This is a genomic window from Brachybacterium sp. FME24, assembly GCF_014897705.1.
Classification (GTDB): Bacteria; Actinomycetota; Actinomycetes; order Actinomycetales; family Dermabacteraceae; genus Brachybacterium.
In genome coordinates this window covers 1-12,000 of the sequence record NZ_JABUXV010000035.1, presented here as the reverse complement: position 1 = coordinate 12,000, position 12,000 = coordinate 1, and the positions used below count along the sequence as shown (strand labels likewise).

At 65.7% G+C, this 12,000-nt stretch carries 14 protein-coding genes and 1 pseudogene; 5 read left to right on the top strand and 10 right to left on the bottom strand.

The window, feature by feature from the left end:
- Window positions 1-149: 149 nt before the first annotated feature.
- Together INT51_RS21640 and INT51_RS21635 are read right to left on the bottom strand one after the other, a co-directional pair.
- Entirely contained in the window at window positions 150-797 is a 648-nt protein-coding gene (locus INT51_RS21640) for a thermonuclease family protein (protein ID WP_193107462.1), read from the bottom strand.
- A 393-nt stretch (window positions 798-1,190) separates the two neighbouring features.
- Window positions 1,191-1,691, bottom strand: a complete 501-nt coding sequence (locus INT51_RS21635; protein ID WP_147271606.1) for a hypothetical protein — start codon at window positions 1,689-1,691, stop codon at window positions 1,191-1,193.
- A gap of 218 nt (window positions 1,692-1,909) precedes the next feature.
- Here INT51_RS21635 and INT51_RS21630 point away from each other — a divergent pair, with 218 nt between their 5' ends.
- Window positions 1,910-2,200 (top strand): hypothetical protein, encoded by a 291-nt coding sequence (locus INT51_RS21630; protein WP_114328203.1) that lies wholly within the window; start codon window positions 1,910-1,912, stop codon window positions 2,198-2,200.
- A gap of 180 nt (window positions 2,201-2,380) precedes the next feature.
- Here INT51_RS21630 and INT51_RS21625 read toward each other — a convergent pair whose 3' ends face one another.
- From INT51_RS21625 to INT51_RS21595, 7 genes are all read right to left on the bottom strand, one after another.
- Entirely contained in the window at window positions 2,381-2,740 is a 360-nt protein-coding gene (locus INT51_RS21625) for a hypothetical protein (RefSeq protein WP_193107461.1), read from the bottom strand.
- Between the two features lie 110 nt (window positions 2,741-2,850).
- Window positions 2,851-3,282, bottom strand: a complete 432-nt coding sequence (locus INT51_RS21620) for a thermonuclease family protein (RefSeq protein ID WP_193107460.1) — start codon at window positions 3,280-3,282, stop codon at window positions 2,851-2,853.
- Window positions 3,283-3,562: 280 nt separating this feature from the next.
- A complete protein-coding gene (locus INT51_RS21615; RefSeq protein WP_114328197.1) occupies window positions 3,563-3,811 on the bottom strand; it encodes a toxin-antitoxin system HicB family antitoxin in 249 nt (82 codons plus the stop codon).
- A gap of 2 nt (window positions 3,812-3,813) precedes the next feature.
- Window positions 3,814-4,407: a ParA family protein gene (locus tag INT51_RS21610; protein WP_181869279.1), complete on the bottom strand. Its 594-nt coding sequence runs from the start codon at window positions 4,405-4,407 to the stop codon at window positions 3,814-3,816.
- 142 nt (window positions 4,408-4,549) lie between these two features.
- Window positions 4,550-5,176, bottom strand: coding sequence for a type II CAAX prenyl endopeptidase Rce1 family protein (locus INT51_RS21605; RefSeq protein ID WP_114328193.1), 627 nt, complete (start codon window positions 5,174-5,176; stop codon window positions 4,550-4,552).
- Between the two features lie 347 nt (window positions 5,177-5,523).
- The gene (locus INT51_RS21600; RefSeq protein WP_147271604.1) at window positions 5,524-7,365 is read right to left on the bottom strand and encodes a hypothetical protein; all 1,842 of its coding nucleotides are present in this window, start codon (window positions 7,363-7,365) and stop codon (window positions 5,524-5,526) included.
- Window positions 7,366-7,532: 167 nt separating this feature from the next.
- Window positions 7,533-7,766 (bottom strand): hypothetical protein, encoded by a 234-nt coding sequence (locus INT51_RS21595; RefSeq protein ID WP_114306458.1) that lies wholly within the window; start codon window positions 7,764-7,766, stop codon window positions 7,533-7,535.
- 199 nt (window positions 7,767-7,965) lie between these two features.
- Between INT51_RS21595 and INT51_RS21590 the strand changes: the two genes are divergently transcribed.
- Window positions 7,966-8,325 (top strand): hypothetical protein, encoded by a 360-nt coding sequence (locus INT51_RS21590; protein WP_147271603.1) that lies wholly within the window; start codon window positions 7,966-7,968, stop codon window positions 8,323-8,325.
- Between the two features lie 36 nt (window positions 8,326-8,361).
- Here INT51_RS21590 and INT51_RS21585 read toward each other — a convergent pair whose 3' ends face one another.
- A complete protein-coding gene (locus tag INT51_RS21585; protein ID WP_147271602.1) occupies window positions 8,362-8,760 on the bottom strand; it encodes a hypothetical protein in 399 nt (132 codons plus the stop codon).
- Between the two features lie 1,213 nt (window positions 8,761-9,973).
- On the opposite strand from INT51_RS21585, the pseudogene INT51_RS21580 reads away from it, so the two are divergent.
- The 3 genes and pseudogenes from INT51_RS21580 to INT51_RS21570 all read left to right on the top strand — a co-directional run.
- Window positions 9,974-10,339: pseudogene (locus INT51_RS21580) on the top strand (transposase); the annotation flags it as partial.
- A 16-nt stretch (window positions 10,340-10,355) separates the two neighbouring features.
- Complete coding sequence (locus INT51_RS22885; protein WP_370540849.1) at window positions 10,356-10,940, top strand: phospholipase A2; 585 nt, start codon at window positions 10,356-10,358, stop codon at window positions 10,938-10,940.
- A 494-nt stretch (window positions 10,941-11,434) separates the two neighbouring features.
- Window positions 11,435-12,000 (top strand): transposase (locus INT51_RS21570; RefSeq protein ID WP_304502286.1); only part of this gene is annotated, 566 nt, incomplete at its 3' end.

Genomic DNA, 12,000 nt, shown 5'->3' with positions numbered 1-12,000 from the left:
CGCTGCCGACCGCTGCGTAATCACACCCCGTGTCCAAGATCCGGGGGTAGGGCCCACAACGTGAATGAACGTTCAGGCCACCCGAGTACACGAACGTGTCGACAACCTCATGACCTCATACATCTAGCAAGAAGAGCTCGAGGTCGTGCTCAGCTCGCCCTCTGCGAGGGGAAGTCCTCTGCGTCACAGTTGCCCCAGGATCCTCGGTTGTGGTCGAGTGCGATGACTGTGGCGTGGTTGTAGTCCTCGAAGCGGTCAAACGCCGGGTCTGCCCTGGCGTTCCAGTTGGTCCCATTGCCCTCGGAGAGAAGCAGGTGGCCGACGTCGGTACCGTCTTCGGTCTCGACGTAGCGCAGGAGCCGGCCATGCTCATCCTTGTCCTGCGCAAGGCTGTCACTGACGAGGTAGACGGTCGCGCCGACCGGCAGCAGCTCGGCGACGAAGGCGGTGACCTCGCGTGCACCGCACTCGGGCTCCTCGGCCTGCTGTCCAACCAATGGGGCGTAGATGCCGATCAACCGCACCCGCGACACACTGCCGCGCCCGTCGCTCACTTCGATGGTCTCGGCGTCGATCACGCCGTCCACTGTGCGCAGCTCACGGTTCGGAGGAATGATCAGCTCGCGGAGCCAGCGGAAGTCGCGCGGGCGGTCCAGGTCTCCGCCGCGACCCAAGTACCTCGCGTGACGACCCAAGTAGTCGAGGAAGGTGGGGTCTCGCGCGATGGTGACGGCGCCCGCGGTGACCGCGCCAGAGGTCAGAGCGAGGATGATGTCGCGGCGGGTGAAGGTGCTCATGATCGGGCCCTTCAGAGAATCGGGAGAGAGCCGCGAAGTGTTCGCGGTCCCAGCGGACACGAACAGAGTGTCACTTCTCGAGCTAGCCGCGCGAGTCGGGAGACTGAACGAAGATCCCTGTCAGCTTCGGCATCGACGGGTGTGCACCAAACTGGGGCGCCCCACCAGGACAGTTACTCAGCAGTCGCTTACGGTTCCCAATAGGGTCCAGGAACGCACTTTTGCGACAGGTCTGTCACACTGAGTATACCCCAAAGCGACAGTCGTTAACGCCAGATCAGATGTAACCTTTCGTTGCGGCAGCCCCTGACGCCAGTTTCACACGCTGCACCACAAGTCCTGCAGCAATTCGGAACGCACCTCGTGACGCTGCGCGTGGCACCTCTCTGCGCGTCAGCCCCTTGGCGCCCTTGGCGTCCGTACTGCTCGGGCGATCGAGAGTCCCGCCAGCGCCAGAATCGACAGCGTGCTAGCAGCGTGCAGGATGCTCGCCCAGGGGGCATGGTCCGCGCCGCCGACCATAAAGGTGTCGGCCAGTGTCATTCCGGCCGGGAAGGACGCTACTAAGTAGCCGGGAGAGCCCAGCGATAGCAGTCCCAGCATGATCATCAATACGGTTCCGGCGTGGAGTCGGCCGCGCACACCGAGGGCCGCCACGATCAACGCGATCACAGGCCCGATCGCGAGTGCCACACTCATCAGGCCCCAGCCCATTGTGTCTGCGGAGTCCCTCTGCACGACGGCGGCGTGGATCTCTTGCAGGGTATATCCGGGCATCGTGGCGAGCGGGTTGAGTACCTGGATCTGGACTGCTGCGAAAACCGCATATGCCAGCACGGCTGCTGCCCCGATCGGCCCGATCAAACGGCCGGCGAGCGATGGAGGAGGGGTCATGCGGAAAGTATGACGCCAATGGCCGTAGCCCTTATGGAGGTTCTGTATCGAAGACGGGGAGCTCCAGGGTGAGTGTGGTGTGGGTGGCCCGCGTTCTGTGCAGAGGGGGCGTAGCGATCTTCTCGCGTGCAGCGCCACCCGCCCCATCGAGACGCTCCTCGGCGGCATCTGCTGACGTGTGCGTCTGGGTGGCCGCTAGCCTGGGGCGGGGAGGCCTGATGAAGCACCGATTGATCGACGAGCGAGACACTGTCGCCGAGGATGAGGCGACCCAGTTCCGAGTCGCCTTCGCGCACCCGGGTAACTACGTACAGATGCACGACGTCGAGAGTGACGACGTGCGTGATGTGCTGCGGTGGGCGGAAGAGTTCAACAAGTCCTCGGAGACCCCCGAAGGAACGCAGTACTTCGTCGCATTCCGCAGCGCGCACCCAGTCGAGTTCCCTGGCGACAAGCCCGGCACGGATATTGTCTGGCTCACCCCACCACCCGAGAGCATCTTCGATTGAGCAGCGCTCGCATCGGGGAGTATTCCGGAGCCTCCTGGCCTCGATGAAACATCGAGGCGAGCGCCTGCGCGTGGATGTGTCCGCCGAGGTACGAAGTGGAGGCGAAGGCTCGCGAGAGAATCCATGCGGCGCGAGGGATGTCGCGCAACCGCGCCGGCCGCGGCGCAGGCAGCGTTGACACTAGCCGCGCTCCTTCAGTCTCTCCTCGAACTGACGGATGTCCTCGAGGTGAAGCGTGAGCTGGCGCGTGCGACGCTCCGCTGCGCGAAGGTTGTGCTCTGATTCCGTCAGGTTGTCCGCGACGCAGACGCGGAGAGCTCGCGTCGCTTTACGCAGGTCCGCCAACTCCGCTTCGTCGGAGGGGAGACCGTCCTTGTACTCCTTGAGGTGGCGGCCGAATGCGGCTGCCTGCTGGCGCAGACGCAGTTCCCCATCGCTGACACCGGGGACAAGGAGCGCATACCCCATGAGTCCCAGCACCAGGAGGATCGCGACGGCTGCGACGATGAGGGCTGCGAGGCCTTGCGGGGGTCCGGTCACGTAGGCACCGAACACGGCGCCTACAAAACCGGATCCGACTGTGGTGACAAGGGTCGTGAAGTACATGCGGACGGCAAGCGCTGTTGTACGAACCAGTTTCCCGAACGCTCTCATCGGCTTCCTTTGCTTGCAGTGAAGTCGGGGCAAGTTTCCCAGGAGCCACCTTGGGCCTCTTGGGCTTCATTGGTGGCGGCTTCATAGTCGTCCCAGCGGTCCGGGCGCGGGGCGCTGGCAGGTTTCCACGCGTAGGCGTAGCCGTCTGCGATGAGCTGCGCACCCACGTCGGTGCTGTCGTTGGGGGTCTCGACGTAGCGCAGGAGCCGGCCGTATCGGTCCTCGTCGTCAGAGCGGGAGTCTCCGATGAGCTCGACCTCGGTGCCCTTCGGGAGCAGCTTCTCGAGCTGCTTGGACGCTTCGTCTCCCCCGCACTGCGCCGACTGGCCTTGGTGTGCGACCTCGGGGGTGTTGATGCCGAGCACGCGAACCCGCTGCGGCTTTCCTCCCCCGCTCCCGGTGACGTCGATCGTGTCTCCGTCGATCACTCGGTCGGGACTGATGCGCGGGTAGGTGTGCCACGTGGATCCCCCAGGCCGGTTACAGAGACTCAGGTCACTGTACCGACGGGGCTTGATCCAGCGCGGTGCGCTGTCACAGTTCGGCAGGCGGGGCGTGCGGTCCATGAGGAAGCCTCCTCCGAAGAGACGGTGCCAGTTTGCTGGTTTGCCAGCACGTCAGCTTTGGGCGGTGAGGGGTTCAGTCGGTGGCGCTGATGCGAATCGGTTGCGGCCGCATGTTCCCCAAGCATGCTGGCATGCTGGGTTGTCAGCGTGCCGGGTTGTTGGCGAGCTTCTGGTTGATGGCGTCCTGGATCCATTCCTGGACGCTGACGTCCTCGGCGAGGGCGGCGGCCTTCACGTCCTTGTGCAGCGACTTCAGGAGGCGGATGGTCAGCTTGCTCATCTCGTCGGCTGCCAGCGAGGACGGGTCGATGAAGGCATCCTTGGCGCTTCCCGTCGAACGGGCGTTGGTCCGGGGGCGGGCGGCGAACCGGTCTGCGGGCTTGGTGGCCATGGTCAGAGCACCTCCAGGAGCTCGGTGGTGAGGTCGTCGAAGCGGAACTTGCTGGGGTCGGGGACGGTGCCGCGCAGTCGCCCGATGGAGACGCTGGCTGGGATGACGGTTTCGAACCGGCCGACCCCTCGCTCATCGAGGAGCGAGGCGAAGTCGGCGGCGTCGTTGGTGCGGCCATCGAAGCGGGACAGGAGCACATACGTGGGGACCTGGGAAGCGGTCACCTCGACGGTGCTCCAGGCGCGGTCGGTGTCCATGAAGCCTGGCGGCGTGGGGACGATGATGAGGTCGGCGACCTTCACGGCTGCGTCCACGACGCTGGGGTCGGTGGGGGGTGTGTCGATGACGGTGAAGTCGGCGGTCTGCTTGTAGCTGCGGAGGCTGGCGTGGTTGGCGGGGCGAACCTCGAACGGCAGGGGGGCGCCGTCCTCGTCAGCGATTCGCGCCCAGTCTGTGGCGGACCCCTGGGTGTCCATGTCGAGCACGGTCACGGTGTGCCCGAGATTGGCGAGCTGGGTCGAGATGAGGAGGGCGGCCGTGGTCTTGCCGACGCCCCCCTTGAGGTTCACGACGGCGACGGTCTTTCGCGGTGTCATCACTTCTCCCCTCGTCGCGAGAGCCAGAGCGGGAGTCCGCCTCCGGCGATGGCCGTCACCGGGGGTCTTGGATCGGTGGGGTGTCGAGTGTCCATGCCTGCAAGCTACTGGCGTGCCGGCGTGCCGGCAAGACGGCATGCCGTCACGCTGGGGTGTCGTCACGCTGGCGTGCTGGCGTGCCAGGTCGTCCTGTGTTCTGTCGTCGGGCGGCGAGGAGCGCGCTGCCGAGCAGGATCGCGAGGAGGAGGCCGGCTGTGGCGCAGAGGGTGAGGACGCCTTGTGATGCGCTGAGGAGGGTGGTGGCTGCGCTGGGGTCCCTCTCGTGAATGACGTAGTAGAGCGAGGCGATGCCGTTGTTCATGGCGTGGGCGAGGAAGAGGGGCCAGATGCGGGCGGTCGCGATGTAGAGCAGTGCGAGGGCGAGCGCCCAGATGAGGTGGCCGGGGATCGCGATCGCGCCGTAGTAGACGTGGAACGCGGTCCGAAGCAGGACGGCGGTGATGAGGATGGTCGGCCAGCGGTGGCCGGCGGCGCGCAGGGCGATCACGGGGATGGCGAGGACGATGATCTCTTCGACGGCGCCGCTGAGCATGCTGTCGTAGACGAAGAAGGCCGCGGCGTCAGGGCTGCTCGGGGGAGTCCAGGGGAAGGAGTTCTGGTCCGGCAGTCCGGGGACCGCTTCCAGTGCGGTGGTGATGACGCCCCGCATCTGGAAGATCAGCGTCGCGAGGAGGAAGGTGGCGACGCTGCCGCGCCAGCCTGCTGGCATGCCGGCACCGATGGTGGATGGAGGGGTGTCGGTGGTCTTGGCGAGGAGCTGCAGTATGGCGAGGCCTGCGAAGGTGAGGGCAAGGGCGGGAACGAGGCTGTTGAAGAGTGTCCACGCGTCCTGGGTGCCGACGGGGCCGGGTGCGGGGTAGAGCGCCAGGATGAGTGCGGCGATGGTGGCTGTGAGCCACGTGGTGCTGTAGAGCCCGCCGACGAGCGCTCATGCGGTGCTACGCGGGACAGCTCCCGGCGTGGTGAGTCGGACGGGTCGCCACAGAGCGCACAGCACTCGGATGCTTCGTCGGCGGCGTGCGAGGTGGGCGCGGTGTCTCCTCGCTTGGGTGGAGGTCATGCGACACCTTCCAGTGTGTGCTGGCGTGCTGGCCTGCTGGCGTTGGGTGGGGGTGGATCGAGGTCGTTGAGGCGCATTTCGTCGAGGAGGGCTCGGATCTCGCGGTCTGCTTCGAGGTCGTCGGCGTGGAGGGCGATGTGGTGGCGCTCGAGGTAGGCCCACCAGATGCGGCGGTGTTCGCGGTAGGCCGCGATCTTGGTGGCGCGGGCGTGGGTGACGCCGAAGCGTTCGGCGAGTCGCTCGAGCTCGCGGTCGTCGCTGGTGAGCCAGTAGCCCTCGTCGGCGTGGCCGTCGATGAGGTTCCAGCCGGTGAGGGTGGCGAGGGCGTCGGTGACGGCGGTGCGAGAGAGGCCGGTGCGGGCCTGGATGGTCGCGGGGGAGGAGCCATGGCCGTGCTCGATGGCTTCGTAGGTGAGGGCTGCGGGCGCGCCGAGGCGTTCAAAGACGGGACGGAGGGCGTGGGCCTTCCCGCGGATCCAGCGCACGGTCTCGGCTGTGGCTGCGTGGCGGTCGGGGATGCGGAGCTCGTAGGCGGCGGCGTCGCGGCCGTGGGCGCGCAGGGTGAGGGTGATCCAGGGGTCGTCCTGGGTGGAGAGCTCGCGGAGGAGTGTGGCGACGGTCTGGATGCTGAGCCCGGTGGCGAGGGAGAGACCGCGGATGCCGGTCGCGGTGAGGGTGGAGCCGATCTCGTGGGACTGCTTGGCGATTGCGCGGAGGAGGAGGCGGCGGGTCCAGCCGTGGGCACCGGGGAATTCTCGGGTCTCCACCTCGTGGAGCAGGCTGCGCCAGGTGCGGATCATGCCGTGGGTGTCACGGACGGAGGGCTCCCCCGTGTGAGAGATGGCGCTTGTGTCAGATGTATGGACGGAGTCCCCCTGCGCTTCGTTCTTGGCTCTGAACAGGGGCTCCATGCGGGTCCAGTCGCCGGCGAAGGAGCGCCAGGGGTGTGGGCGGTGGGCGTGGAGTGCCCAGAGGCCGGGCCAGCGTCCGTCGCTCATGCGCGCGGCGACGTCCTCGCGGCTAAGGCCGGTGGCCATGGCGGACCAGAGGACGGCCCAGCGGGCTTCTGAGGGGCTGTCGTAGCCGTAGGCCGCCCAGTCGCCCTCGAGGGCGAGGGAGAGGTACTTCTGGCCCATGACGCGGCCGGCGCCGGCTTCGTAGACGACGGGGGTGCTGTGGGGCTCGGCCGCGGCGGTCGCGGCGCGCTTGGCCTGCACGAGGCGGATCTCGTCGCGGAACGTGAGGCGGAGCCGGCGGACGGCGCGGGCAGGTGTGCGGAGTCCGTCAACGCGCTCGCGCAGGGAGCGTTCACTGATAGTGAGCTGGCGGTGGCCGCCGAGCTTGTGGACGCTGCCGGGGACGGTGATGCAGCCTCGGGCGATCGACTGGTGGGGGGAGGGGTCGAGCGTCGCCCAGCGCTGGGCCATCGCCTCGACGAGCTCACGCGCTTCGAGGAAGGCCAGCGGCTGCTCGAGAAGGACGTAGACGTGGGAGCCACCGTGAGCGTGGTCCGTGAGGAACCAGGCACCGGCCTGGTCGAGCATCGCCTCGGTCTGGAAGACGTCGTACGCGACGTCGGCGATCTGCTCGGTAGTGCGGTCCTTCGCATCGAAGTCGAGAGCGAGAACGTTGCACTGTCCGGCGTCGCTGTAGAGGCGGACAGCGGCCGGCTTGGACGGCAGATCAGTGGTGAGGGCTTGCTCGGTCCTCGCGGGGTAGCTGACGCGGTTCTCACGCTGGGGCTTACCCAGGCGCATGCGGGGCTGGCCAGCGATCACGGACGCGGTGAGCGACCAAGAGGCCTCGGGGGAGAGGGCCGTATAGGGGGGGGTAGACACGCCAGGCTCACCGTACTTGCCTACGGCGGCGCGCCCCCCGTACTCTGGGGGTACCAAGTAGAGATACCTCCTTTCATCTCACCTCGGGGATCACCAGCGCCAACTGGCCCCCAAGACTTCTTTCACCACCCCCGGACCTGCGCCAACAGGTTGCGGGGGTGAAGTCTTTATGCGGTCTTTCGATCTATCTCCAGGCTCTCTTGAGCTGCGCCTAGGCGCGCCTTCTCCAAGTCCAGACTGGCGATCCACGGCACGAGCTGGGCAGCGGTAAGGTCCGTCACTGACTCTCCAACCAGCTCCGCATACTCGTACAGCTTGTCGCGGCTGGTGGTCGGGATGCGGGTCTTGATATCCGCACGGTCGCCCTTGCTCGGACGACCTCCACTTCGCTTCTGTGCCATGCGGATCACGTTACACGGAGACCAACGTTCCTGGAACAGAACCAGGCGGCGTGTCGCGCCCTGCAAAGCAGGGAACGCCCTATACACATCCTTCCGGTCCACCCAGCAGGCAAGCCAGATCAGCTACGCCGGTCCGCTGCAGCCCTGCTGCCGAGTGGTGCTGCATGCTGGAGGTATCTGTCACGGAAGGGCGGTGTCCATGTTGGCATTCACGGGGTACACGACGGACCCGGAGACGGGGGAGCGGCTGCCTCCGATCGGCACGCTCTTGGATGTCCGGGGGCTCGATGCCCTGGTCGAGGGCGGCATCCTCGAGCAGACGAACTGGAGCGGTTACCCCCTGACGTATGTGGGGCCGGCGCAGGCAATCGCGGAGTGGCTCGAGCAGCTCCCGCCGCATCTCTTCCGAGTTCGCGGCATTGGAGCGGAGCGTACTCAGGAGCATCCACAGGGGATCCGTCTAGTAGATGGGGAGGAGGCTCAGCGCCTCGCCGTCGAGGGGCTGCGAGGCCTGGATCCCGAACGACGAATCCAGGTCGATCTCTGGGATCAGAGCTGAACTCTGCCGGTCGACCACGTCACCGACCATGGCGCTTCAGCTGCCGTACGGGGAGGGCTTCGGTGTGGTGCCGGTGACCGCCGTGATGGCCTCGAGCAGTGGGGGCGCCTCGGACGCCGCGAGGAAGAGTGCGTGCCCCAGCGCCTGGTCCAGGCTCGTGAAGCCTGGGTCCTGTGTCCAGAGCTCGTCACGTTGGAGACGTTCGATGCGGTCTCTCATCTGACGCGAGAGGCCTGCGATCTGGGCTGAGATCTCGGCTAAGTCGTAGAGCTCGTCGTGCAGCTCTTCATGCGTCATGGGCCGGCCGCGGGCTGCTTGCAGGTCCTCGGGCAGGCCGTCGACCCAGCGCTGTGGCCGGGGCACCGCGACGGGGGCCTGTGGGGTGCGCGAGGCGGCGGGAAGCCGCCCCGCCTGGCGGGCGCGGTAGCGGCGCATCTGTGCGCGCTTGCGGCACTGATCGGAACAGTAGGTACGGCGCCCGGCAGTGAACTGCCCGCCGCACACAGGGCATCTCACGCGGCCTTGTCGACCCATCTCTACCTCCTCGAGCACGCCCGCTAACACCCTACACGGGGGTACTACGTTGTCCCTCCGGGGACGCATTGGTGCCAGAGGTCCGTCGTCCTGTTACTTCTGAGCTTCTGCGTTCTGGGGGCGTGCCTGATGCTGGGGATCGTGTCTCTGCTTGTGGGCGTACTGAGGATGTTTTCGGCGGGATCTATCTCGGGGGTGTTGAGCTGATGCTTCGTGCTCTGTCTGGCTTCTGGTCGGTCCTCTCTGGAGCTCGTGCCGTTGGTCTGGATGGAGTACTCGCGCTGCCGCTTCGGCAGTTCGTGTGGGCAGCTCGGCTGCAGGGCTCATCGCGCAGGGGCCGGGCCTCTGCGGGGCGTCGTTTAGCAACTGGTCCAGATGTGCCAGTTGCTAAGCAGGCAGGTTCAGTGCTGGCTCGGACGGTCCCGAGCCCTAACGGAAGCTCTGCACGAGGCCGTCCGGCGCCGCAAGGCGTACCGCCGCGACGGAGACAGGCCTGGAGCTGACCTGACGAATGCTCGGCTCCAGCCTGGATCGATCAGCGAGGTGGAGACGCGGTCGCGCTTCAGAGGCAGCTGACGCGATCTGCGCTGGAACGTCTTGCCACCGGATGATTCATGCTCGGTTCAGTGACGCGGCGGTGATGAAGATTCCGCGCTCACGGAACGCGCGAGGGCTCTGCTGCTGCGCCTCGTCTCGGAAGATCGCCGGCACGTCCGAGAACCATGGTGGCGTCACCCGCGCCCCCGCGCCGAGTCCCTCACCCACTCCGGGGCAGTCCACCCATCACGCCCTGAGAGGTGGTCCGCGAGTGCCGCGAAAGCCGCGTTGATCTCGTGCCACCCAGTCGGTTCAGGCTCGCGCGCAAAGACCATCGTCCCAAGATCCAGCCCCCTGCGTCGGATGGCCGAGGTGTAGTCATCGAGGGACTGGAGGATCCCGAAGCGTCAGCACGCATCGAGGGAGTCGCCCTCCAAGAGGAGGAATGATCAGAACCTGTGGATGACTCCCGGCGAGGGGGCGTGCAAGGGGCGCACCTTCCCGAGGATGATCTTCTAGACGAAGCAGTTCTGATCAAGGACCGGCGTTGGCTCGCTGGTTCGGGAAGGTACGCCCGATGCTCAAGATAGTCCCCGACTCCGACGAGGCCAATCAGAACGGGGCGAATCCGTCCGGCGAGTCGGTGCTCGACGCGCTTGCCCGTGACGGGGCGCGGCAGATGCTCGCGGCGGCGCTGCAGGCCGAGGTCGCCGCCTACGTCGATGCCGCGGCCGACGAGGTCGACGCCGACGGCCACCGGCTGGTGGTCCGCAACGGTCACCACGAACCGCGCGAGGTGACCACCGCGGCGGGCGCGGTGCCGGTCCGTGCTCCGCGGGTCAACGACAAGCGCACCGACGAGGCCGGGGAGCGACGTCGGTTCGCCTCGGCGATCCTGCCCGCCTGGGCCCGCAAGTCGCCGCAGGTGGCGGAGGTGAAGCCTAACGTGAGGAGGGGTGATGGATATAGCGGTCCGAACAAGATTGTCTTTGAGTGTGCTAGCGTGGTTAACGATTATCGTATTGATGTTGGCGCTAGCGCCATCGCGGGCTGACGCGGAAACTACCGAGCACAGTTATACGCGCGACGGACTGACAGCAACCTGGAACTCAAGCGATTTTTCGGATCTAACTGTTACGGACACCCCCGCTACGGCCGAGTCCTCTGCCAGCAGTAAAGATAGCTACGTTGGTAATGCAATTATCGATGCATGGGAGTATTCTACATCTGCGCTTCAAGGTAGCGACCACAAGATAACCCCCTACGCACCCCCTAATGGGTGCAGCTATTCGCCGGACAGTTGGGGGGCAGCGAATTTTCGGCCCACATGTGATTCGCGCGATATTTGTTACTCGAGCACCTCGGACCTTTCTCGTAAGCTTTGTGACCAGCGACTTCGTTATGGCCTTAGGGCCGCCTGTGATGCCGCATACCCGGACGGGAATCAGCAAGAGACGGCATGTTTGGGGGCAGCCAACACCTATTATCGCGCCGTACGCATATTTGGTAGAAGTCACTACGAGGGTACTGGAGACCCTGCTTGAATGGGGTGGGCATGAAGGCTGCGACCAACGCTGGTTTGGTAATTCTTATTTTCGGGCTCGTCCTGGCACTCGTATCATGCCTTTTCAATATGGTCACATCGGCCGACGGTGGCGGAGCCAACATAGGCGCGGGTATAGGCTTCATTCTGGGTCTCGCGTTAACTGTGGTTGGAGTGCTTTGCATTGGTGGTAGCGCAATTGCTTCCAAGGCGAGGCGGAAATAAGTGCTACCTCGTGCCTTCTCGTGATCGTCGGCGCACCATGCGGAGTCGCCCCTATCTCTGGATTTACTCTGAGGCAACCGCGCGGGTGTTTCGGAAAGAAGAAGTAATTGGTTCATGAGCACTCCAGCAACTTCAAAGAGCTCCTCTAGCCTCGAGATTTCACGGGGGCGCAGTCTTGGAGGGTGGACCAGATAGCGAAAGGCGCTCCTGGCCAGGGATAATACGGGTTGTCGAGACTCGCATTCATCCGCTGGAAGGAGCACCTTTCAGGTGTCCCACCCTACCTTGTTCTTCTACCCTCTTCCGCGCGTGGACATCGCTGAGGTCCCTGCGGTCTCGCACGCCGGCGCGGTGCTGCTGACCGACACGATCCACGCCACCGGCCTGGCCGGTTCACTGCGGGAAGCGTTGACGCCGTGGACGAAGCCGCTGGCCGAGCATCACGCCTCGAAGGTGCTGCTGGATCTTGCCATGACGCTCGCGGTGGGCGGGGAAGTCGCCCGCGACACTGACCTGCTGCGGTGCGAACCGGGCCTGTTCGGCGACGTCGCCTCGACGCCGACGATCTCCCGCATGCTCACTACACTCGCCGAGGACACACCTGCCGTGATCGAGGCGATCTCGACAGCCCGTCGGACCGCGCGTGAACGGGCCTGGGCCCTTGCTGGCGACCACTCTCCAGCCACAGGGGCCAGTGCGAAGAACCCGCTGGTCATCGACCTCGACGCCACCCTGATCAATGTCCATAGAGAAGGAGCAGGCCGCCCCGACGTTCAAACGTGGCTTCGGCTACCACCCCTTGTGCGCGTTCCTCGACCACGGCCAGACCGGGACCG

What these genes read in the sequence shown, in the direction of transcription:
- INT51_RS21640 (WP_193107462.1), bottom strand. Translation starts at nt 797, where the DNA reads ATGAGCACCTTCACCCGCCGCGACATCATCCTCGCTCTGACCTCTGGC.
- INT51_RS21635 (WP_147271606.1), bottom strand. Translation starts at nt 1,691, where the DNA reads ATGACCCCTCCTCCATCGCTCGCCGGCCGTTTGATCGGGCCGATCGGG.
- INT51_RS21630 (WP_114328203.1), top strand. Translation starts at nt 1,910, where the DNA reads ATGAAGCACCGATTGATCGACGAGCGAGACACTGTCGCCGAGGATGAG.
- INT51_RS21615 (WP_114328197.1), bottom strand. Translation starts at nt 3,811, where the DNA reads ATGGCCACCAAGCCCGCAGACCGGTTCGCCGCCCGCCCCCGGACCAAC.
- INT51_RS21610 (WP_181869279.1), bottom strand. Translation starts at nt 4,407, where the DNA reads ATGACACCGCGAAAGACCGTCGCCGTCGTGAACCTCAAGGGGGGCGTC.
- INT51_RS21605 (WP_114328193.1), bottom strand. Translation starts at nt 5,176, where the DNA reads ATGCCAGCAGGCTGGCGCGGCAGCGTCGCCACCTTCCTCCTCGCGACG.
- INT51_RS21595 (WP_114306458.1), bottom strand. Translation starts at nt 7,766, where the DNA reads ATGGCACAGAAGCGAAGTGGAGGTCGTCCGAGCAAGGGCGACCGTGCG.
- INT51_RS21590 (WP_147271603.1), top strand. Translation starts at nt 7,966, where the DNA reads ATGTTGGCATTCACGGGGTACACGACGGACCCGGAGACGGGGGAGCGG.
- INT51_RS21585 (WP_147271602.1), bottom strand. Translation starts at nt 8,760, where the DNA reads ATGCGCCGCTACCGCGCCCGCCAGGCGGGGCGGCTTCCCGCCGCCTCG.
- INT51_RS22885 (WP_370540849.1), top strand. Translation starts at nt 10,356, where the DNA reads ATGGATATAGCGGTCCGAACAAGATTGTCTTTGAGTGTGCTAGCGTGG.